Origin of the sequence: Lysobacter sp. cf310 (genome assembly GCF_900114355.1) — a bacterium.
Taxonomy (GTDB): domain Bacteria; phylum Pseudomonadota; class Gammaproteobacteria; order Xanthomonadales; family Xanthomonadaceae; genus Lysobacter.
Genome location: NZ_FOSS01000003.1, coordinates 330312 through 350875 on the forward strand (window position 1 = coordinate 330312; position 20564 = coordinate 350875).

Here is a 20564-nt window from a genome sequence, read left to right on the forward strand (position 1 = left end):
CCGACGGCCCGCCTCTCCCGCCCTGCGCGGGAGAGGCGGCGCCGCCGCTTCGCGGCGCTCAGATCTTGAAATCGTCGAACGCGATGCGTTCCTCCGCCACGCCCAACTTGCGCAACAGCTGCCGCGTCGCGGCCAGCATCGCCGGCGGGCCGCACAGGTAGAACTCGCACGCGGCCAGGTCCGGATGCGCGCTCAGCAGATGCGCGTGAGTGGCCTCGTGGACCAGTCCGCGCACCAGGCCATCGCCCTGCTCGGCCTCTTCGGACAGCACCAGGTGCCAGCTGAAATTGGCGTGGCGCCGCGCGAGTTCGGCCATCTCCTGCACGTAGGGCGCTTCGCGCAGGCGTCGCGCGCCGTACCAGTAGTGGATGCGCTCGCGTCCGCCCTGCCCCAGCCGCGCGCGGATCATCGCCCGCAGCGGCGCCATGCCCGCGCCGCCGCCGATGAAGATCTTTTCGCGCTCGCCGGGTTGCAAGGCGAAATCGCCGAACGCACCGCTGAAATCGACCGCGTCGCCGGGCTTGAGCGCGTACAGATAGGTCGAGCCCTTGCCGAACAGCGTGCGTTTCTTGTGCTGGCCGCCGGGACTGAACCGCGCCAGCAGGGTCAGGCGCCCGTCGGCCTGGTCCACCGGCAAGGCCAGCGAGTACGAACGGCGCACCGCTTCCTTGTTGTGCAGGCTGGCCGGCAGTTCCAGCGCCTCCCAATCCTCGCGGTGGTGCTCGGGATAAACGATGTCCTCGCGTCCCAAGCGGTAGTCGGGCACGTGCAGTTGCAGATAGGCGCCGGGCTGGAATTCCGGCCCCGGCGGCGCCTGTGGCCGCAGCACGATCTCGCGCAGGAACGGCGTGACCGCGTGCACCGACTCGACCGTGGCCTGGCGTTGCGTCCACAGCGCCGCCCCGCCCGCGACTTCGATCTGCAGGTCGCCGTCCAGGGCCAGGTTGCAGGCCAGGCGATGCCCGAGGCGCAGCTTGCTGTCGGCCAGATGGGCGCGGTCGGCGCTGCTGGGCGGCGGCGCGGCGCCGCGCACGCGCACCTCGCACAGCCCGCAGCTCTGGCCGCCACCGCAGTTCGACGGTAGTTGCAGGCCGCTGCGGCCCATCGCCAGATAGACCGTGTCGCCGCGATGCGATTGCAGCGAGCGCAGCTTGTCGCCGGCCTGATCGAACACCGTCAGCGCGCGCCGCGGCCGCCAGCGCGCGGGCACGAACTCGCCCAGGCGGAAGCTCGCCACCAGCAGCCACGCGCCCGACAGCGCGATCCACAAACCGCCGGCCGCGGCCATGATCACCAGCGGATTGTTGAAATCCTGGCGGCCGGTGTAATCCATGATGTGCAGCATCCAGAACAGGTCGAACAGGCGCCAGGTGTCGTTGCGCCGTTCCAGGATGCGGCCGTCCTGCGCCGACAGATACAGGCTGGTGCCGTCGGCATCGCCGAAGTCCACGCGCCAGATCGGCCCGGCATGACCGCGCGCCTCCAGGGTCGCGCGCTCCATCCGCTGCGGCGTGCCGGCGCGTCCCTCGCCCACGTAATCCGCCGTGGCCAGACGCGCGGCCAGCGCGGCGTCGATCTTCAGCGCCGTGCCGTCGCGCGCATCGACCAGCCAGACCGCGGCCTTGTGGCTGAGGCGATACACCGGCCGATCCAGCAACCAGGCCGCATCGATGCTCTGCACCGGCTGGCCGGCCTGCGCCAGCAGTTGCGCCGGCGCCAGCGTGTTCGCGGGCCAGGCCCGATGCAGGGTCTCGGCGTGGGCGCGATGGCGATGGCCCTGGACGGTGTCGTGGTCGAGCACGCTCATCAGCAGGCCGCTCGCGGTCCACAGCACGAATTGCAGGGCGACGATCAGGCCCACCCACTTGTGCAGCTTGCGCATCCAGGGCGTCATGCGGGCCGCCTCCTGCTGAAGCTGTACAGCAGCAGCCAGACGCCGCTGAGCGCGAAGATCAGACCCAGCCCGGATGCGATCCGCAGCAGGTTGTTGTTGACGTCGCTGCGCTCCTGGTAATCCATGATGTGGAACATCCACAGGAAGTCGAACCAGCGCCACAGGTCGTGGCGCTTGGCCAACAGTTCGCCGGTCTGCGGCGACAGATACAGCGCGGTTTCGTTGTCGTCGGCGAACGCGACCCGCCACAGCGGCACCGGCCGGGTTTTGACCTCGCTGGGCGCCTCATGCAACAGCTCGACCGAGGCGATCGGCGCCTTGCCCTGATACAGCGACACCGCCAGCGCGCTGGCGGTGGCCTCGTCCAAGGGGCTGATCGGATCGCCGCTGATCGCATCGACCAGGCTCAGGCGTTCGCCCTGGCGCAGTTCGTAAACCTCGCGCTGCATGAAGCGCTTGAGCCGGAATTCGCTCAGCTGCGGGTAGCGCGCACGCAGTTGGTCGGGGCTCAGAAACGCGCTGGCCGCCGACAGCGGCTTGGCCCGGGTATGCGCCAGGTGATCGCCGTGGATGATGTCGATCGAGATCGAGGTCATGTAGAGGCCGCTGATCATCCACAGCAGGGCCTGGACGCCCACCACCAGGGCGATCCACTTATGGGCGCGACGCGCCCAGAATGCAGGTTTCATAGCGTCACCTATCGGAGTTCATGTAGTCGGCGAGTCCGCGTTCCTGCCGGCGCGCGGCCGGCAGGAACGATCGGGTCTCACCAGCGGTAGGTGGCTTTGAGGTTCCAGCGCCGGCCCAACAGGTCGTAGGTCATGGTGTCGGTGTTGGCGTCGGTCCAGCTCTGAATGAACGGCGGCGACTTGTCGAACAGATTGTCGACGCCGACCGAAAGATCCAGCGACTCGCTGAAGGCGTACTTCACCTGGGCGTTGTGGTAACTCACGCTGGGCGCGCGATCGCCGATGTCGCCGCGTTCGGCGTTGATGTCGTCGGCCGAACCGATGTACTGCACGCTGTAGGAGCCCGACCAGGGACCGCGCGCCAGGGTCAGCGAGCCGAACGAACGCCACTGCGTGTAGCTGCCGCGGCCGCCGGTGATCTTGCCGGCATAGCGGATCTCGTCGGCGCCCAGGAACGGCCGCACGTCGTAGTTCTTCAGATAGGACAGGTCCCAGTTCACGGTCGCGTCCCAACCGGCCAGCTCGAACTGGTACAGCAGGCCCAGATCGATGCCCGACACCCGCTCGCTGGCCGCGTTGACCGGCTGCGCCGACAGGAAGTCGATCTCGCCGGTGAGCGGATTGCGGGTGAAATTGGCGTTGCTGCAGAACGGGTGGCTCAGGCCCGGCGTGTTGTAGCAGACCGAGAGTTTGGTCGAGCCGTCGATGCGCTGGATCGCGTTGTCGATCTTGATGTTGTAGTAATCCAGGGTCAGGGTCAGGTCCGGCGCGAACGTCGGCGTCCAGACCGCGCCGACGGTCAGCGTCTTGGCGTCCTCCGGTTTGAGGTCCGCGTTGCCGCCCACCGTGGTCAGCACGGTGTTGCCCAATTGGGTGTAGCCCACCGGCACGCCCGAGGCCTGGCAGTTCTGGTAGATCGTCGACGACGCCGGCTGGCCGCTCCAGCCGCTGCAGGGATCGGTGGTGGTGAGGTTGCCCTCGGACACGCCGCCGAACAGCTCGGGCACGTTGGGGATGCGGAACGCGGTCGCGTAGTTCGCGCGCAGCTTCAGCGACGGCACCACCTGCCAATCCAGCCCGACCTTGTAGTTGGTGTCGGCGCCGAACAGGTCGTAGTCGGAATAGCGCACTGCGGCGTTGAGGGTCAGCGATTCGGCCAGGGCCTTGCCCTGCAGCAAGGGCACCGCGACTTCGGCGAACACTTCCTTGGCGGTGTACTCGCCGGCGATGCGCTGCTGCTGGTTGGTGTTGGCGATGCCCAGCACGGTCAGCGGATCGGGATCGCGCCAGCCGCGCTCCTTGCGCACTTCCACGCCGGTCGCCAAGCCGACCCAGCCGGCCGGCAGCTCGAACAGCTGGCCGCTGATATTGGCGGTGAAGCTCTTCTGTTCGTTGCCGCCGCTATCGCGGGTGGTGAACATGATGTAGTCCAGCACCTGCTGGGTGACGTCGCCGTAGCCCAGATAATCGGCGCAGGGAATCGCCGCGCCCGGCGCGTTGCTGCACAAGGCGGTGTTCAAGGTCTGATCGACGCGGTCCAGGTTGGCGACGTTGTTGGAGCCGTCGATGCCGGTGTTGCGCCCCCAGTTCAGCGCCGCCGACCAGTCCCAGCCCACGCCGAGCTTGCCGTCCAGGCCCAGCACCACGCGGAAGGTGTCGGTCTCCTGATAGAACTCGCGCACGCCGGCCTCCTGCAAACGACGGCGCTGCAGCAGCAGGTTCTGTCCGGTCGGATTGGTCGGATGGTTGGCGGCGATGTTGATCGGCCGGTACTGCCCGATCGCGCCCGGCGTCGCCAACTGGTTGGAGCGCCGGTTGGTGTACATCAGCTCGGTGAACAGGCGCAGGTCGTCGTTGAGGTTGAGATTACCGAAGCTGCTGAAGCTCAGGCGCTTGATCGGGTTGACCGCGTTGAGATACGGATTGCTGTTGTAGTTGTGCTTGGCCGGCGAATAGGTCTCGTAGAAATCGCCGTCGCCGTTGGGGTCCTGGTTGAAGTTCACCCGGCGCCCGTCGGCGAGCACGGCGCGGCCGCCGATGGTGGTCGAACTGCCCACGCAGACCAGCTGGCCGTTGGATTCGCCCAGGCCGCAGGGCGCGCGATCGGCCATGTTGACCGAGCCGCCTTCGGTGTAATTGACCGCGGCCATGATCGAACCGCTGTCGCCGCTCATGCCCCAGGTCAGATCGACCGCGGTCTCGTCGCCGTCGCCCTGGAAGGTCTGGCCGTAGCGCACCGAGGCTTCGACGCCGTCGAACTTCTTCTTGGTGATGATGTTGACCACGCCGGCCACCGCGTCGGCGCCGTAGATGGCCGAGGCGCCGTCCTTGAGCACTTCCACGCGTTCGATCAGGGCGATCGGGATCACGTTGAGATCGACCGAGCTGTTGGCGCCGGTGCCGCCGTTGACGATGCGGCGGCCGTTCAACAGCACCAGGGTGCGGTTGATGCCCAGGCCGCGCAGATTGACCTGGGTGGTGCCGTAGCCGTTGTCGGCCCAGTAGGCGTTGGTCTGGTTGCCGGCGAAACCCGCGGCGGCGGGCAGGCGCTGCAACAAGGTGTCGACCGAGATCGCGCCAGAGCGCTGGATCGCTTCGCGGTCGATCACGGTGACCGGGCCGACGCCGGAAATCTGGGCGCGTTTGATATGGCTGCCGGTGACGGTGACCGTATCGATGGTGGTCGCTTCCTGCGCCGTGCTGTCGTCCGTGGGGGTGATCGGTGCGGCGGTTTGAGCGTTGACGGCCTGGCATAGACCCGCGGACAGCATCAGGCCTATCGCGGCGGCGAGGTGGTTGCGCTTGCAGTACATGGCATTCCCCGAACGGTTCTTGATCTGGGTAGCGAACGCCCACGGCGATGCCTGCGCGGATGCGCGCACGCGAAGCTGGAGGCGACGGAGACCACCACGCAGGTGGTCGGACCGGATCAGGCGATCGGAGGTCGGAATACGCCGGTGGCGGCAGCGGGCGCGGCGGATACCGGCGCCAGGGCCGCGGGCTGATCGGCCAGGCGATGCTGGGCCGCGAACGGCACGCTGTGGATCACGGCCAGCACCGGGAAGGCGCAGGCGCAGCAACCCGCGCCCGTACCGCAGTCGCAATCGCGGTGCGGCGCGCCGCCTTCGCGATGCGGGGCCTGCTCTTCGCAGTCTTCGTCCGCCAGCACGGCGGCGGCAGCTTCGCTGGACACCGCGGCGACGACGCCCTCGGTGGCCATGGCGCTGGAACTCCACAGCGACAGCGTGCCTTCGAGGCAGAACGCCACGATGAGCAGGCAACGCAGCAGTGTGCCGTAGGAGAGCATAGGTTCGCAGCGACGAGGATCCCGCCATCAAATAACATGTGGAAAAAGCGTGTGTCAACCGCGTGTCACGCGCGCTGCTCGCGCACGATTTGCCGAGCTGGGCGACTCGTCTCGGCGCCTGCGTCGCAACGACGGATCGACCTCGCAGGATCGATGCGCGCGCCGCCTGTTCAGCCGCCGCTTGCGCCGGAAAAATGCGCTGCCCATGCCAGACGCAAGGGATTGCTGGGATCCGACAACAGTTTCACCGTGAGCGCCAGACAGATCACCACCAGCACCGGCCGCACCGCGCGTGCGCCGAAACGCATCGCCGCGTGCGCGCCGATCTGACCGCCGGCGACGCTGGCCAGCGCCATCGCCAATCCGAGCATCCACAGCACGTGCCCGCCGGCGATCATCACCACCAGCGCGGCCAGGTTGCTGGCCAGGTTGAAGAACTTGGTCTGCGCGGTCGCGCGCACCACGCCCAGCCCGCCCAGCGCGACCAGCACGGTCGCCATGAACGAACCGGTACCCGGCCCGAAGAAGCCGTCGTAGGCGCCGATCAAGGCGATCAGCGCGGCCAGCGCATAGGGGCCGATGCGCTGATGGCTGTCCTGATCGCTCATGCGCGGCGCGAGCAGGAAGTAGGCCGCCATCGCGATCAGCAACAAGGGAATCACGCCACTGAGAAACGACGGATCCATGCGCTGCAACAGCCAAGCGCCGCCGGCCGAGCCCACGAACGCGCCCAGCGCGGGCAAGGCGTAACGGCGGAAATCGATATGGCCCTTGCGCGCGAACGCGAACACCGCGCTGGAGGTGCCGATCGCGCTTTGCAGCTTGTTGGTGGCGATGGCCGCCACCGGCGGAATGCCCACCGCCATCAGCGCCGGAATCGTCAGCAGCCCGCCGCCGCCGGCCAGCGCGTCGATGGCGCCCGCGACGAAGGCCACGGCCATGAGGAAGGCGATGACCTCGAGCGAGAACTCCATCGGTGGCGCACCTGGATCAGGGAGCGCGCATTGTCTCCGCTGCGGCTCGTGCTGGAAAGCGCGCCGCGGCGCGGCTGCCGTCGGTCAGGCGGGCTCGCGATGCACGACCACCAACTGGATCGCATCGCCGCCGCGGTAGTCGTCCGGTTCCAGCCGATAGGCGATGCGCACGCGCGCCGACGGCGGATCGCCGTGCCAGCCGCCGAACTCGATCGCGTTCAAGCGCCGGCCCTGATGGCCCAGCTCGAGCTTGAGATGGCGCTCGCCGACCACGCGACAGCCCAGCACCGGAAACTCGCCGTCGAACTGCGGCTCGGGAAAGACGGACACCCTTGGCCCCAAGGCCCGCCAAAAGGGGCCAGATCGCAAAAAATGCCGACCGGTGTGTAAACGGGCGCCTGAGATGCTCGGCGCGGGCGATTGGTTTGCTCACATCGGCAAACGGGGGTTGACGACTGCAACCGACTTCCGTCACGTCAGCGATCGAACAGCGTCACTTGCAGGAGGAGTCCATACATGAATTGTTAGGTGCCGCCCATCTCACCCGGGGTAAGGTCCCGAACAAGCAAGGTGGCCCCGCGCGAATTTACCCACACATGACAGCGCTCAAGAAGGTCCTTGACGACGCTGGAGGATTCCGGGTGGAGAAGTACAGTAATAGTCGTATTTTGAGGAGTAGGAGGGGCGCCCGAATCACGCGCAAACTCCTCCGACTGAATGTGTCCGAGATAGCCCTGAATCTTGTCTAGAAGTCGGGTCTGTGATCGCTCGTCCGACGCAAGAGGCGATGCCACCACAATTGTGAGGTTTGCGCCTCCATCCTTCCGGTAGCCGGATACGTCGATGACGTTCAAGTGGGGGATTGGATGATCCGGATCGCTTCTAAGATCATCTGGAATATCGTGATTAGTAACAGTTGCCATGCGGCACCTAACGCCTGAATTAAGCCGAGCCGCGAAGCGGCTTCGGCTTGAATGAATTGTTAGGCCGCAACGCCGCGTAAGGCAAACCACGCGATGTAGAAGCCCGCCAAAACTGCAATTGTTGATGCAATCCGAGTCGCCTTTGCCTTGTTGCCGAGAATAGCGACAACGGCCTCAAAGTAGATCTCTAGCAACAGCCAGAGGGGGGCAACCGCAAGGCCTGCCCAAGAGAATTTGTCCGAAGGCGCAATCCAAGCCATAAGGGCCCCGGAGCCGAAGCCGAGCACAGTTGCCACTACGGTCACGCCAATGGCATGGGCTAGCGATAGATTGTTTGGCGAGCTGGTTTGTTGCATCTGCGGCCTAACTACCTAATAGACGGACCCCGGGGTCCGGTTATACATCCGTGGCAGCGCAACAACCGACCCGCGCAACCTCTTGATCCGGCGGCAGATTAGCGGCGCGGCATCCGGCTAACAAGCCGACGTATAACCGGACCGAGCGCGTCGGCACGAACGGCAGGCCGGATCGCCCTTGGAATGAAAGCACCACCCACGAACACGAATGAGCCCCCGGACCTCCGGGGCTTTTTTAGGGCGTTTGGCCCGTTGCCATCAAGGCGTTATACCTCTCGGGGTCGTATGCCTCGCGGTAGACGATGTTGAGCTGGATCGCGTCCCCGCCCCGGTAGTCGTCCGGCTCTAGCTTGAACACCACCAAGATGCGCCCGACGGGGGGCTCCCCATCCCAGCCGTTGAAATGGATGGCATTCAGGGGCTCCGCCCTCCCCTCCACCCGCAGCACTAGCTTCAGGTGCTTCCCGCCCAGCACGCGAAAGCTCAGAACGTCGGCAATCACATTCCAATTCGGGCAGGGGAAGCCCTGCCCCCACGGCCCGCCGTCGCGCAACGATTCGGCGCTGGCGCGATCGAACTCGCCCGCGCCTAGCTCGCCGTCGCTAAGCACGTCGGCCTGCAGCAGTTCCGGTGTGAGCGACGCGCCCGCGCAGCGTTCGAATGCGGCGCGGAACGCGTCCAGGGCGTCGCGGCGCAGCGACAGCCCCGCGGCCATGGCGTGGCCGCCGAAGCGTTCGATCAGCTCGGGGTGCTGAGCGGCCACGTCGGCCAGCGCGTCGCGGATATGGAAGCCGGGGATGGAGCGCGCCGAACCGCGCAGCGCGTCGCTGCCGGGCTCGGCCGGAGCGAACGCGATCACCGGCCGGTGCAGGCGCTCTTTCATCTTGGACGCGACCAGGCCGACCACGCCCGGGTGCCAGTCTTCGTCGAACAGGCAGACCGCCAGGGGCGCGCGCGTCGCATCCAGCGCGACCTTGGCGAACGCGGCCGCGGCCTCGTCGGTCATCTGCTGCTGCACCGCGCGGCGTTCGGCGTTGATCTCGTTGAGGCTGTAGGCGATCTCGCGCGCCTGCGCCTCGTTCTCGGTGAGCAGGCACTCGATGCCCAGCGCCATATCCTCCAGGCGTCCGGCCGCGTTGAGGCGCGGCGCCAGCGCATAGCCGATGTCGGCCGCGGTGAGGCGGCGCGCATCGCGCTGCGACACCTCGATGAGGGCGCGCAAGCCCGCCCCGCCCTGCCCGGCGCGCAGCCGGCGCAGGCCGGCCGCGACCAGGGCGCGATTGTTGGCGTCCAGCGGCACCAGGTCGGCGACGGTGCCGACCGCGACCATATCCAGCAGCACCTGCAGATCGGGCCCGTTGCCTTCGCAGCGGCCCTGCGCGCGCAGTACGCGGCGCAGCGCCAGCAGCACGTAGAACATCACCCCGACGCCGGCCAGGGCCTTGCTGGGGAACGCGTCGCCGGGCAGGTTGGGATCGACGATCGCATCGGCGGGCGGCAGGCGGTCGCCGGGCAGATGGTGGTCGGTGACCAGCACCTGCCAGCCGCGCGCCTTGGCCGCGGCGATGCCGGCATGACAGGCGATGCCGTGATCGACGGTGACCAGCAGATCGGGCTGCAGCGCGGCCAGTTCCTCGACCAGCGCCGGCGACAGGCCGTAGCCGTGCACCATGCGGTTGGGCACCGCGTGCGAGACCCGGCGCGCACCGAGCATGCGCAGCCCGCGCACGCCGACCGCGCAGGCGGTGGCGCCGTCGCAGTCGAAGTCGCCGACCACGACGATGTGGCGATCCTGGGCGATCGCATCGGCGAGCAAGGCGGTGGCCGCGTCCAGGCCGCCGAGTCCGTCGGGCGGCAGCAGTTGGGCCAGGCGCGGCTGCGCCTGGTCGATCGCGATCGCGCCGCGCGCCGCGTACACGCGCTGCAGCAAGGGCGACACGCTGTCGGGCCAGGCGCCGGGGTCGGCGATCTGGCGTCGGCGCAGGCGGGCGGGTTCGGTCATGCGCGCGCGGTCATGGTTGCAGCGACCGCAGCGGTTTGCGCCAGAAGCGCCAGCGCTGCGAGCGCGCGAGTTCGTAGGCTTCGTTGTCGCCGAATTCCAGGGCGATCCGGCTCACCCGCCCGGCGTCGAGCTCGGCGCTCAACGGCGTCAGCCAGTCGCGCTCCAGCGCCTGCAGGTCGCGCGCGCGGCGCAGATCGACCGCGAGGTCGCCCTCGCCCGCGCTCCAACGCGGCGGCAGCGCCGTGGCCTGGACGCCGGCCAGCGCGCCCAGCGCGGTCAGGGCCTCGTCGTCGCTGCAGATGCGCGCATAGGCGCTGCGCACGTGATCGGGCAGCACGCCCGCGCCCCAGAACCACAGCGAGTTCACCGGCGCCTGGCCGGCGGCGATGCGCTGGGCGTTGCGCGGATGGTTGTGCAAGGTCACCTGGGCTTCGCTCAGCAGCGAGCGCCAACGCCGGCCTTCGGGGCTCTGGTCGGCCGCGTCCGGCAGATGTTCGAACAGATCGGCGCCGAGCACGGTCTCCGGGCTGGCGAAGCTCGGCAGCCTGGCGCCCTGCGGCAGGCGCAGGTACCAGCGCGACGGGCGCGGCGCGTCGATCGGAAAGCCTGCGTCGCCGAACAGCGGCTTGAGCGTGCGCAGGAAGTCGGCGGCCTCGGCCTCGTCCAGGCCCAGGGCCTGGCCGTAGGCGAGCAGGCGCGCGCCGTTGAGGTCGGGCCGCACGTAGGCCGGATCGGCGCGCATCCAGGCCGCATGGGCGGCGTCGCGGGCGTCGCGCTGGCGGGTGGCCGCCGCCACCGGCCAACCGCGCGGCAGCACGTCGAGCACGCGCGCGAGCGGATCGCCGCTGCGCTCGCGGCGATCGGCGCGCGCGAGCCGGCGGCCCAGGTCCTCGGACAGGCGCTGCCCGCCGAAGCGCTCGCGCTCGGGCAGCAGCAGGGTCGCGGTGGTCGGAGTCATGCGCGGCCTCGCGGTCGCGGCCTGCTCAGCCGGCGTAGCTGACGCCGACGATTTCGTACTCGTGGGTGCCGCCCGGCGCCTCGATGACGACGCTGTCGCCCTCGTGCTTGCCGATCAGGGCGCGCGCGACCGGCGAGGAAATCGCGATCAGGCCCTGCTTGATGTCGGCTTCCAGGTCGCCCACGATCTGATAGGTGCGCTCTTCGTCGGTGTCGACGTCGGCCAGCTCCACGGTGGCGCCGAACACGATCTTGGAACCGGCGTTGAGGATGGATACGTCGATCAGCTGGGCGTGCGAGAGCTCGGACTCGAGCTGCTTGATGCGGCCCTCGATGAAGCTCTGCTGTTCGCGCGCGGCGTGGTACTCGGCGTTCTCCTTGAGGTCGCCGTGCGCGCGCGCTTCCGCGATCGCGTTGATCACGGCCGGTCGCTTGACCGACTTCAACTCTTCCAGTTCCGCGCGCAGGCGCTGGGCGCCCTTCACCGTGATCGGTGCTCTCATCTCGTCGTTCCTCGTGCCGGCCGGGGGCCGGTGGCTTCCGTTTGCAAAGTTCGATTGTGCCGCGAACGCGGCCGCTTGGCACCCCATCGGGCGCCAGCGGGAAAATCCCTGAAAATCAGGCGCAAAACCCGCGCGGGCGCGCGGGTCGGCGGGACGCGGAGCGGTTCCGCGTCCCGTGCCGGCTCAGGCCGCGCCCTGGATCTGCGCGTGCAGCTCCTGCAGCGACCACACCGGGCCCTGGCCGCGGTAGTCCAGCGAGTTCACCAGCGCGCGCGCGCCGGACACCGTGGTCGAGTACGTGATGCGCGCCTGCAGCGCCTCGCGGCGGATCGAGAACGAGTCCGAGATGGCCTGGCGGCCCTCGGTGGTGTTGATGATGTAGACGATCTCGCCGTTCTTGATCAGGTCGACCACATGCGGGCGGCCCTCGGTGACCTTGTTGACCACTTCGCAGGCCACGCCGTGGCCGCTGAGGAAGGCCTGGGTGCCGCTGGTGGCGACCAGGGTGTAGCCGCGGCGCACCAGCTCCTGCGCCACCGTCAGCACGCGCTGCTTGTCCGGATCGCGCACCGAGACGAACACCTTGCCCACCGGCGGCGCCTTGATGCCGCCGGCTTCCTGGGCGCGCGCCATGGCCGCGCCGAAGTTCTTGCCCACGCCCATGACCTCGCCGGTGGAGCGCATCTCCGGCCCGAGGATCGGGTCCACGCCCTGGAACTTGGCGAACGGGAAGATCGCTTCCTTGACCGAGTAGTAGTCCGGCACGATCTCTTCCAGCGCGCCCTGCGAGGCCAGGGTCTGGCCGACCATGCAGCGCGCGGCGATCTTGGCCAGGGCCATGCCGGTGGCCTTGGACACGAACGGCACCGTGCGCGAGGCGCGCGGGTTCACTTCGATCAGGAAGATGGTGTCGCGGCCTTCGGCGTCGGTCTGGATCGCGAACTGGGTGTTCATCAGGCCCACGACCTTGAGCGACTTGGCCAGCGCCACGACCTGCTTGCGCAGCTCGTTCTGGGTCGCCGGCGACAGCGAATACGGCGGCAGCGAGCACGAGGAGTCGCCGGAATGCACGCCGGCCTCCTCGATGTGCTCCATCACGCCGCCGATCAGCACGTGGCCTTCGCGGTCGGCGATGATGTCGACGTCGACCTCGACGGCGTTGTCGAGGAAGCGGTCCAGCAGCACCGGCGAGTCGTTGGAAACCTTGACCGCGTCGCGGATGTAGCGCGTGAGGTCGGCGTCGGAATAGACGATTTCCATCGCGCGGCCGCCCAGCACGTAGCTCGGGCGCACCACCATCGGATAGCCGATCTGGCCGGCCAGCACCAGCGCCTCGTCGGGATTGCGCGCGGTGCGGTTGATCGGCTGGGCCAGGCCCAGCTCCTGCACCAGCTGCTGGAAGCGCTCGCGGTCCTCGGCCAGGTCGATGCTGTCCGGGCTGGTGCCGATGATCGGCACGCCGTTGGCCTCCAGCGCGCGCGCCAGCTTCAGCGGGGTCTGGCCGCCGTACTGCACGATCACGCCCTTGGGCTTCTCGAGGTCGGCGATCTCCAGCACGTCTTCCAGCGTCAGCGGCTCGAAGTACAGGCGGTCGGAGGTGTCGTAGTCGGTCGAGACCGTTTCCGGGTTGCAGTTGACCATGATGGTTTCATAGCCGTCCTCGCGCAGGGCGAGCGCGGCATGCACGCAGCAGTAGTCGAACTCGATGCCCTGGCCGATGCGGTTGGGGCCGCCGCCGAGCACGATGATCTTGTCGCGATTGCTCGGGTTGGCTTCGCACTCGTCCTCGTAGGTCGAGTACATGTAGGCGGTGGTGGTGGCGAACTCGGCCGCGCAGGAGTCCACGCGCTTGTACACCGGACGCACGCCGAAGGCGCGGCGCAGGGTGCGCACGGCGGTCTCGTCGGTGCCGGTGAGCTGGGCGATGCGCGCGTCGGAGAAACCCATGCGCTTGAGCGCGCGCATGCGGGTCTTGTCCAGCGAGGCCAGGCCGGCCTCGGCGAGCTTGCGCTCGGCGGCGATCAGCTCTTCGATCTGGTCCAGGAACCAGGGATCGACGAAGGACAGCGCGTGCACGTCCTCCACGCTCATGCCGGCGCGGAAGGCGTCGCCGATGTGGAACATGCGCTCCGGGCCCGGCTCCTTGAGCTCGCGGCGCAGCTTGGCCATGTCGGCGTCGCTGGACAGGTCCAGGCCGGTCGGGTCGAGGCCGACCTTGCCGGTCTCCAGGCCGCGCAGGGCCTTGTGCAGCGATTCCTGGAAGGTCCGGCCCATCGCCATGACTTCGCCGACCGACTTCATCTGCGTGGTCAGGCGCGCGTCGGCCTGCGGGAACTTCTCGAAGGCGAAGCGCGGAATCTTGGTGACCACGTAGTCGATGGTCGGCTCGAACGAGGCCGGGGTGGCGCCGCCGGTGATCTCGTTGCGCAGCTCGTCCAGGGTGTAGCCGATCGCCAGCTTGGCGGCGATCTTGGCGATCGGGAAGCCGGTGGCCTTGGAGGCCAGCGCCGAGGAACGCGACACGCGCGGGTTCATCTCGATCACGACCACGCGGCCGTCCTGGGCGTTGATGCCGAACTGCACGTTGGAGCCGCCGGTATCGACGCCGATCTTGCGCAGCACCGCGATCGAGGCGTCGCGCAGGCGCTGGTATTCCTTGTCGGTCAGGGTCTGCGCCGGCGCGACCGTGATCGAGTCGCCGGTGTGCACGCCCATGGCGTCGAAGTTCTCGATCGAGCACACGATGATGCAGTTGTCCGCGGTGTCGCGGACCACTTCCATCTCGAACTCCTTCCAGCCCAGCACCGACTCCTCGACCAGAATCTCGTGCACCGGCGACAGCTCGAGGCCGCGCTTGGCGATCTCCTCGAACTCTTCCTTGTTGTAGGCGATGCCGCCGCCGCTGCCGCCCAGGGTGAAGCTGGGGCGGATGATGGTCGGATAGCCGACCCGGGTCTGGATGTCGACGGCCTGTTCGAACGTGCGCGCGACCTCGGCCTTCGGGCATTCCAGGCCGATCTCGGCCATCGCCACGCGGAACAGCTCGCGGTCCTCGGCCATGCGGATGGCTTCGCGCTTGGCGCCGATCAGTTCGACGTTGTACTTCTCCAGCACGCCGTTGTCGGCCAGGTCCAGCGCGCAGTTCAGCGCGGTCTGGCCGCCCATGGTCGGCAGCAGCGCGTCGGGCTTTTCCTTGGCGATGATCTTCTCGACCGTCTGCCAGTTGATCGGCTCGATGTACACGGCGTCGGCCATGTTCGGGTCGGTCATGATCGTGGCCGGATTGCTGTTCACCAGCACCACGCGATAACCCTCGTCGCGCAGCGCCTTGCAGGCCTGCGCGCCCGAATAGTCGAATTCGCAGGCCTGACCGATCACGATCGGCCCGGCGCCGATGATCAGGACGGTTTTGATGTCAGTGCGCTTGGGCATTGGGTCACTCGAGGATCGTGGAAGGCGGTACGTCGCAAGTCGTCATCGCGCCGAGCATCAGCTTCAGCACCAGACGGGTGCCGACGCCTTTGCCGGCATCGCTGTTCTGCTGCGGCGTCTTGGTGGGATCGAAGGCTTCGCCGATGCCGACCAGCTCGCGCAGCGGCGCGTGCTTGGGCTCGGTGATGAAATCGATGAAGGACAGCATCTGCTCGGCCTTCATCTGCTTCATCACCTCGGTCGTCTCGACCTTCTTGCCGGTCTGGGCTTCGTTGACCCCGGCGTTGATGAAATCGGAGAACACGCTGGCGGCGCCGCCGTTGAGCAGGGCCAGGTCGGCGTCGACGCGGTCCGGGTGGGCCTTGACGTATTCCAGGGCCTGGGCGCGCTTGCTGCGGCGATAGCCGTCGGTGGACAGCTCGCTGCGCAGGCAGCTCAACTTGGCCGGCTCGACCTTGTCGGCCTTGCCTTGCAACGGCCACTCGGGGTTGGCGGCGGCGGCATCGTCCAGGATCTTGCCGAACGGCAGCATCCGCATCATCACCTCGGCCAGCTTGTCGGCCTGGACCTGCGCGTTCTGGGCGCTGGCGACGAGCGGAAGCAGCGCCAGCAAGGCGGCGGCGACAGCGGCATTGCAGCGAGCTTGCAGGGTCATTCCTTGTCTCCGTCGGGTGCGCGTCGCGCGGTGGATGGCATGTCGCATGTCAGTACAAACGGTCCCGCCAGTCGGCGGGCGGCAACCAGGTGACCTGCTGCGCGCCCTGGGCGTCGATCGCGCCGGTACGCACGGCCTCGCGCACCGTCCGGTTCATCGCCTGCCAGCTGTCGGCGTCGCGGCCGATGCGCGCGCCGATGCGGTTGTTGTGCGCGTCCATGGCGCGGCTGCGGTTGCCCTGCCCGTCGTGCTCCATGACCCGGGTGACCCAGTCCACGATGCGCGGCGAGGCGGTGTAGGCGACCACGGCGCTGGCCAGCGTGTGCCGGTAGGCGTCGGCGGGGCCGTTGCGTCCGCCCGGCAGGCCGGCGGCGAAGAACTGCGCATACACCGCGATCAGGACGAAGGCCGGATACGCCGCGAGCGCGGCGCCCGCGATCAGCCAGCGACGCCAGCGGCGCGCGGGCTTGCGCGCGGCGGTCGCGGCCTGGATCGTGGCGGCGCTCATCAGGCCTTGGGCATCTCGATGCCGCAGCGCTGGGACACGCGCTCGCTGAGCTTCTGCAGCTGTTCCGGGCTGACGTCGGTGTCGGGGAATTCGCGCTCCAGCACCTTGGCGGCCGGGCTTTGCATGAATTCCATCACTTCCATCAGCTCGTCGGCCTGCATGCCCTTGAAGAACTCGACCGCCTCGGCCTTGGGCGCGCCGTCGACGGCGTTGTCGATGTTGCCCTTGACCTGCTCGCGCATGCCGGCGACGAACTTGGCGCCGCCCTTGGTCTGGCCGAAGCGGGTCCAGGCGGCGATGGTCTCGCCGTCGCCGAACAGCTGACGGAAGGCGTCGACCATGCTGCTGCGGAACTCCGGCAGCAGCTCGCCCTTGATGCAGCCGCGCTGGCTGGCGTTGAACACCTTGAACTCTTCGGCGTTGTCGATCTTGCCGGCGATCACCCGCTCGATCGCGATGTCGAAGCCCAACAGCTGCTGGATCTGCGCGACCTCGGCATCGGTGGGCACGGCCGCCGCGGCCGGGGCCGACCAGGCCAGGCCCGCGGCCAGGACGGCGGCGAAAGCGAGGGATTTCATCGTGCCGACTCCATGCTGGCGACGAAACGGTCGAACAGCGGGGCGACGTCGTGCGGGCCCGGGCTGGCTTCCGGATGGCCCTGGAAACTGAAGGCCGGCGCGTCGCTGAGCTCGATGCCCTGGTTGCTGCCGTCGAACAGCGAGCGGTGGATCACCCGCACGTTGGCCGGCAAGCTGGCCTCGTCGACCGCGAAACCGTGGTTCTGCGAGGTGATCATCACGCGCCTGCTGTCCAGGTCCTGGACCGGGTGGTTGGCGCCGTGGTGGCCGAACTTCATTTTCAGGGTCTTGGCGCCCGCCGCCAGGCCCAGCAGCTGGTGGCCCAGGCAGATGCCGAAGGTGGGCAGCTTGCGCGCCAGGAATTCGCGGATCGCGGCGATCGCGTAGTCGCAGGGCTCCGGATCGCCGGGGCCGTTGGACAGGAACACGCCGTCCGGATTCAGCGCCAGCACGTCGGCGGCCGAGGTCTGCGCCGGCACCACCGTCACGCGGCAGCCGCGCTCGGCCAGCATGCGCAGGATGTTGCGCTTGACGCCGAAGTCGTAGGCGACCACGTGGAAACGCGGTTCGGCCTGGACGAAGGCGTTGGCGTCCAGATCGAGCTGACCGTCGCGCCATTCGTAACGCTCGCGCGTGCTGACTTCCTTGGCCAGGTCCATGCCCTTCAGGCCCGGGAACTTGCGCGCGGCCTCGATGGCCTTGGCCGCGTCGATGCCCTCGCCCGCCATCAGCGCGCCGTTCTGGGCGCCGCGATCGCGCAGCAGACGGGTCAGCTTGCGGGTGTCGATGTCGGCGATCGCGACCACGCCGCGTTCGGCCAGCCACTGCGGCAGCGCGATCTGGCTGCGCCAGTTGCTGGGGCGGCGCGGCACGTCGCGCACGATCAGGCCCGAGGCCCAGACCTGGCCGGCTTCGTCGTCCTGGTCGGTGCAACCGGTGTTGCCCACGTGCGGATAGGTCAGCGTGACCAGTTGGCGCGCGTAGGACGGGTCGGTGAGGATTTCCTGGTAACCGGTGATGGCGGTATTGAAGACGACTTCGCCGACGCTGAGGCCGGGCGCGCCTACGGAAACGCCCTCGAATACGGTGCCGTCTTCGAGAGCGAGGATTGCGGGTTGGGTCACGGGGGTCGCCTTGGCTGCCGAGGATACTGACCCCGTCCAGCGCGCACCGGCAAAACCGGCTTGCAGCAAAACACGGACGCGGTGCGGGACCGGTCCGGCGGGCGGGGTTCAGGCGAGCGGGAATTGTACCGACGCGGGCCGGCGAACGCCAGCCGCGCGAGCCCATTCCAGCGCCGCCCGCGCGTCCGGAAACCGGCTGTTCACCTTCGCGCCAGCGGTGTGGCGGTTACGGCCCGGATCGGCAAACCGGCGCGGTGCCCGCTCCGCGGCGCCTGCCTCGCCCTGTCGGGCCGGCGAACCAAGGGGCGCGCTGCCGGCAGGGGCCCGAGCCCGCCACGACGCGCCCTACAGATTCGGGAACATCAGCTCGGCCAGGCCGTAGCGGCCCGGGGCCTGGCGCACCACTTTCAGCGCCGCCTCCAGCGCGCCGCGCGCGAAGATGTCGCGGTTGGTCGCACGGTGGATCAGCTCCAGGCGCTCGCCGGCGCTGGCGAACTGCACCGTGTGCTCGCCGACGATGTCGCCCGCGCGCAGGCTGGCGTAGTGCGGGTCGCGGCCGCTGCCGATCGCGACCGCCTGGCCCAGGTGCAGGGCCGTGCCCGAAGGCGCGTCCAGTTTGCGGGTGTGGTGGGCCTCGACGATGTCGCAGTCCCAGCTGGGCAAGGCGGCCGAGGCGCGCCGCACCAGTTCGGTCAGCACCGCCACGCCCAGGCTGTAATTGGCGGCCCACACGATCGCGATGCGCGCCGAGGCGGCCTCGATCGCGCGGTTCTGTTCCGACGACAGGCCGGTGGTGCCCGACACCAGGGCGCGGCCGCGTTCGGCGCACAGCGCCAGCACCGGGTCGAAACCCTCCGGCAGGCTGAAATCGATGGCGACGTCGAACTCGGGCACACCGCTCAATTCGCTGGCGGCGAACTGCGGCACGCCGTCGATCACGCGCTGCGCCGGCGATTTGCGCGAGACCGCGGCCACCACGCTGAGATCGTCGCGGGCCGCGGCCAGGCGCAGCAGCGCCAGGCCCATGCGCCCGGAGGCGCCGTGGATCAGGAGTCGGGGGATGTCGTTCATGCCGGCAGGCTAACGGCTGGGCCGGAGGTTCGACAAGCGGCGGCGGCGCGCCGCCCTATTGGCCGTGGTACGCGGCCAGGGCTTGCGACAGCGAACGGCCGTCGGGACCGATCAGGTCGGCCGCGCGCCAACAACGACCGGCGCCGCTGAAGCGCAGACGCAGCTCGCGCGTCTGCGCCGGCGCGCGCTCGTCCAGCACGAAGCGGTAGCGCAGCCGCACCGAATCCCTGCCCTCGCTGAAGAACTCCGGATCGCGCGCCTCGCCGTCCTGCGCATCCAGCCAGGGATCGGCGTCGATCGCGCACACCCCTTCGACGGTGCAGGCCTGTTCGCGCTCCAGCAGCCGCAGCAAGGGCGGCGCGAAGGCGTCGCGCAGGGCCGCCGGCGGCTCGTTCCAGAACGTGTAGTGCTGCCGAAACCAGGCCTGCGCGGCGGCCAGCGGCGTCTCACCCAGGCAGGCCGAGTGCGCGGGCGCGGCGAGCGCGCAGGCGGCGATGAGCGCCAGTGTCCGTTTCATAAGCGTCCTGGTTGGGGTAACGAGGGCCACGCGGACACGCGGCCTGGCCTGGATGCCCGCGGCGCGAACGACCGCGCACGCTCATTCATACCAGCGCCACGCATGCAGCAGCGCATCGGCTTGGGCGGGCCCCTGCCCCAGGAACTCGGCCAGCGCGTCGCGCACGCTCGCGCGCGCCTGCGGCCGCAACTCGTAATCCTCGTCCAGCGCCGACTCGCCCAGCGCGGCGTAGGTGTTGGCCACGGTCGCCAGCGCGCCGAACGCGGTGGCCAGATCGTCGGCGATCGGGCGCGGGTTCCAGTCGCCGCCGGCCAGGTCGAACGACACCGCACCGCTGATCAGGTCGTAGATGAAGGGATGGCTGCCCTCCATCGCCACCACCAGCCATTCGTCCTTCCAGCCGCGCAGGCGCTCGCCGCTGAGCCCATGCCAGCGATAGCCGGCCTGGCGCGCCCATAGGTTCTGCAGCGGCGGGATCGACACCGGATTGCCGCCGCAGGCCAGATCCAGACCGAGCGGGCCGACCGACGCGTGGCGGACGCCGCCCCAGGGGCCGACCTCGCGATAGAAGTCCAGCAAGGCCGGCGGCAGCGCGAACTCGCCCTGCCAGTCCGATGCCGGCTGCGCGCGCAACTCGCCCCAGGGCGCCAGCAAGGGCCGGATCGCGGCATAGCTAGGCGGCATGCGGCCTCCCGGCGACGCGATGGGCGCGCAGCGTGGGCAAGCCAATCCACCTCATGCGTCGGCGACCTCGGCCGAACTCCAGCCCTGCTGGGCCGCGTACTCGCGCAGGCGCTCCAGCATCGCCGCAGCCGCGGCGGCCCGGCTGAGTTCGACGTGGAAGCGGGTCTGCGGCAGTTGCGGATCCCACTCGCTGCCGCGCACCCGGCAGACCACGCCGTCGCGCTGGCCTTCCCAGTAGAAGTCGTAGGACTGGTTGGGCCCGTGGCGCTCGACCAGGCGCTGCCGGCCGATCCCCAGCGCGTTGAAGATCCGGCTCGCGCCCGCCTGCAGGCTGCAGGCGTGGCGGCCGAGCGCGAACACGACTTCGAGCGGACGCGCCTGCATGCCCAT

18 protein-coding genes and 1 pseudogene are annotated in these 20564 nt (G+C 68.8%); all 19 read right to left on the reverse strand.

Annotated features, from left to right (window positions below; genetic code table 11):
* Positions 1-58: 58 nt before the first annotated feature.
* Entirely contained in the window at positions 59-1894 is a 1836-nt protein-coding gene (locus BMZ45_RS12795; RefSeq protein ID WP_091636933.1) for a 2Fe-2S iron-sulfur cluster-binding protein, read from the reverse strand.
* Complete coding sequence (locus BMZ45_RS12800; protein WP_091636934.1) at positions 1891-2583, reverse strand: PepSY domain-containing protein; 693 nt, start codon at positions 2581-2583, stop codon at positions 1891-1893. The genes BMZ45_RS12795 and BMZ45_RS12800 overlap by 4 nt, the downstream gene beginning before the upstream one ends.
* Before the next feature lie 77 nt (positions 2584-2660).
* On the reverse strand, positions 2661-5396 hold the full coding sequence (locus BMZ45_RS12805; protein WP_091636935.1) for a TonB-dependent receptor: 2736 nt from the start codon (positions 5394-5396) through the stop codon (positions 2661-2663).
* 116 nt (positions 5397-5512) lie between these two features.
* On the reverse strand, positions 5513-5890 hold the full coding sequence (locus tag BMZ45_RS12810; protein ID WP_091636936.1) for a CopL family metal-binding regulatory protein: 378 nt from the start codon (positions 5888-5890) through the stop codon (positions 5513-5515).
* Positions 5891-6060: 170 nt separating this feature from the next.
* The gene (locus tag BMZ45_RS12815; RefSeq protein ID WP_091636937.1) at positions 6061-6864 is read right to left on the reverse strand and encodes a TSUP family transporter; all 804 of its coding nucleotides are present in this window, start codon (positions 6862-6864) and stop codon (positions 6061-6063) included.
* Between the two features lie 84 nt (positions 6865-6948).
* Positions 6949-7214, reverse strand: a pseudogene (locus BMZ45_RS12820) (single-stranded-DNA-specific exonuclease RecJ); the annotation flags it as partial.
* Positions 7215-7846: 632 nt separating this feature from the next.
* The gene (locus BMZ45_RS21290; RefSeq protein WP_139215502.1) at positions 7847-8143 is read right to left on the reverse strand and encodes a hypothetical protein; all 297 of its coding nucleotides are present in this window, start codon (positions 8141-8143) and stop codon (positions 7847-7849) included.
* 235 nt (positions 8144-8378) lie between these two features.
* Positions 8379-10145 carry a single-stranded-DNA-specific exonuclease RecJ gene (recJ, locus tag BMZ45_RS12825; RefSeq protein WP_091636938.1) on the reverse strand — a complete coding sequence of 589 codons (1767 nt, stop codon included), beginning with the start codon at positions 10143-10145 and terminating at the stop codon, positions 8379-8381.
* A 10-nt stretch (positions 10146-10155) separates the two neighbouring features.
* Complete coding sequence (locus BMZ45_RS12830; protein ID WP_091636939.1) at positions 10156-11103, reverse strand: hypothetical protein; 948 nt, start codon at positions 11101-11103, stop codon at positions 10156-10158.
* A gap of 25 nt (positions 11104-11128) precedes the next feature.
* A complete protein-coding gene (gene greA, locus BMZ45_RS12835; RefSeq protein WP_091636940.1) occupies positions 11129-11605 on the reverse strand; it encodes a transcription elongation factor GreA in 477 nt (158 codons plus the stop codon).
* 183 nt (positions 11606-11788) lie between these two features.
* The gene (gene carB / locus BMZ45_RS12840; RefSeq protein ID WP_091636941.1) at positions 11789-15037 is read right to left on the reverse strand and encodes a carbamoyl-phosphate synthase large subunit; all 3249 of its coding nucleotides are present in this window, start codon (positions 15035-15037) and stop codon (positions 11789-11791) included.
* A 4-nt stretch (positions 15038-15041) separates the two neighbouring features.
* Positions 15042-15692 (reverse strand): hypothetical protein, encoded by a 651-nt coding sequence (locus BMZ45_RS12845; protein ID WP_091636942.1) that lies wholly within the window; start codon positions 15690-15692, stop codon positions 15042-15044.
* 49 nt (positions 15693-15741) lie between these two features.
* Positions 15742-16185 carry a DUF6973 domain-containing protein gene (locus BMZ45_RS12850; RefSeq protein ID WP_091637252.1) on the reverse strand — a complete coding sequence of 148 codons (444 nt, stop codon included), beginning with the start codon at positions 16183-16185 and terminating at the stop codon, positions 15742-15744.
* Positions 16186-16199: 14 nt separating this feature from the next.
* Positions 16200-16778, reverse strand: a complete 579-nt coding sequence (locus BMZ45_RS12855; protein ID WP_091636943.1) for a hypothetical protein — start codon at positions 16776-16778, stop codon at positions 16200-16202.
* Entirely contained in the window at positions 16775-17902 is a 1128-nt protein-coding gene (gene carA, locus BMZ45_RS12860) for a glutamine-hydrolyzing carbamoyl-phosphate synthase small subunit (RefSeq protein ID WP_091636944.1), read from the reverse strand. The genes BMZ45_RS12855 and carA overlap by 4 nt, the downstream gene beginning before the upstream one ends.
* 345 nt (positions 17903-18247) lie before the next feature.
* On the reverse strand, positions 18248-18973 hold the full coding sequence (dapB, locus tag BMZ45_RS12865; protein ID WP_091636945.1) for a 4-hydroxy-tetrahydrodipicolinate reductase: 726 nt from the start codon (positions 18971-18973) through the stop codon (positions 18248-18250).
* 55 nt (positions 18974-19028) lie between these two features.
* A complete protein-coding gene (locus BMZ45_RS12870; RefSeq protein ID WP_091636946.1) occupies positions 19029-19490 on the reverse strand; it encodes a hypothetical protein in 462 nt (153 codons plus the stop codon).
* 81 nt (positions 19491-19571) lie between these two features.
* Positions 19572-20174, reverse strand: coding sequence for a hypothetical protein (locus tag BMZ45_RS12875; RefSeq protein WP_091636947.1), 603 nt, complete (start codon positions 20172-20174; stop codon positions 19572-19574).
* 51 nt (positions 20175-20225) lie between these two features.
* Entirely contained in the window at positions 20226-20558 is a 333-nt protein-coding gene (locus BMZ45_RS12880; RefSeq protein ID WP_139215503.1) for a hypothetical protein, read from the reverse strand.
* Positions 20559-20564 lie beyond the last annotated feature (6 nt).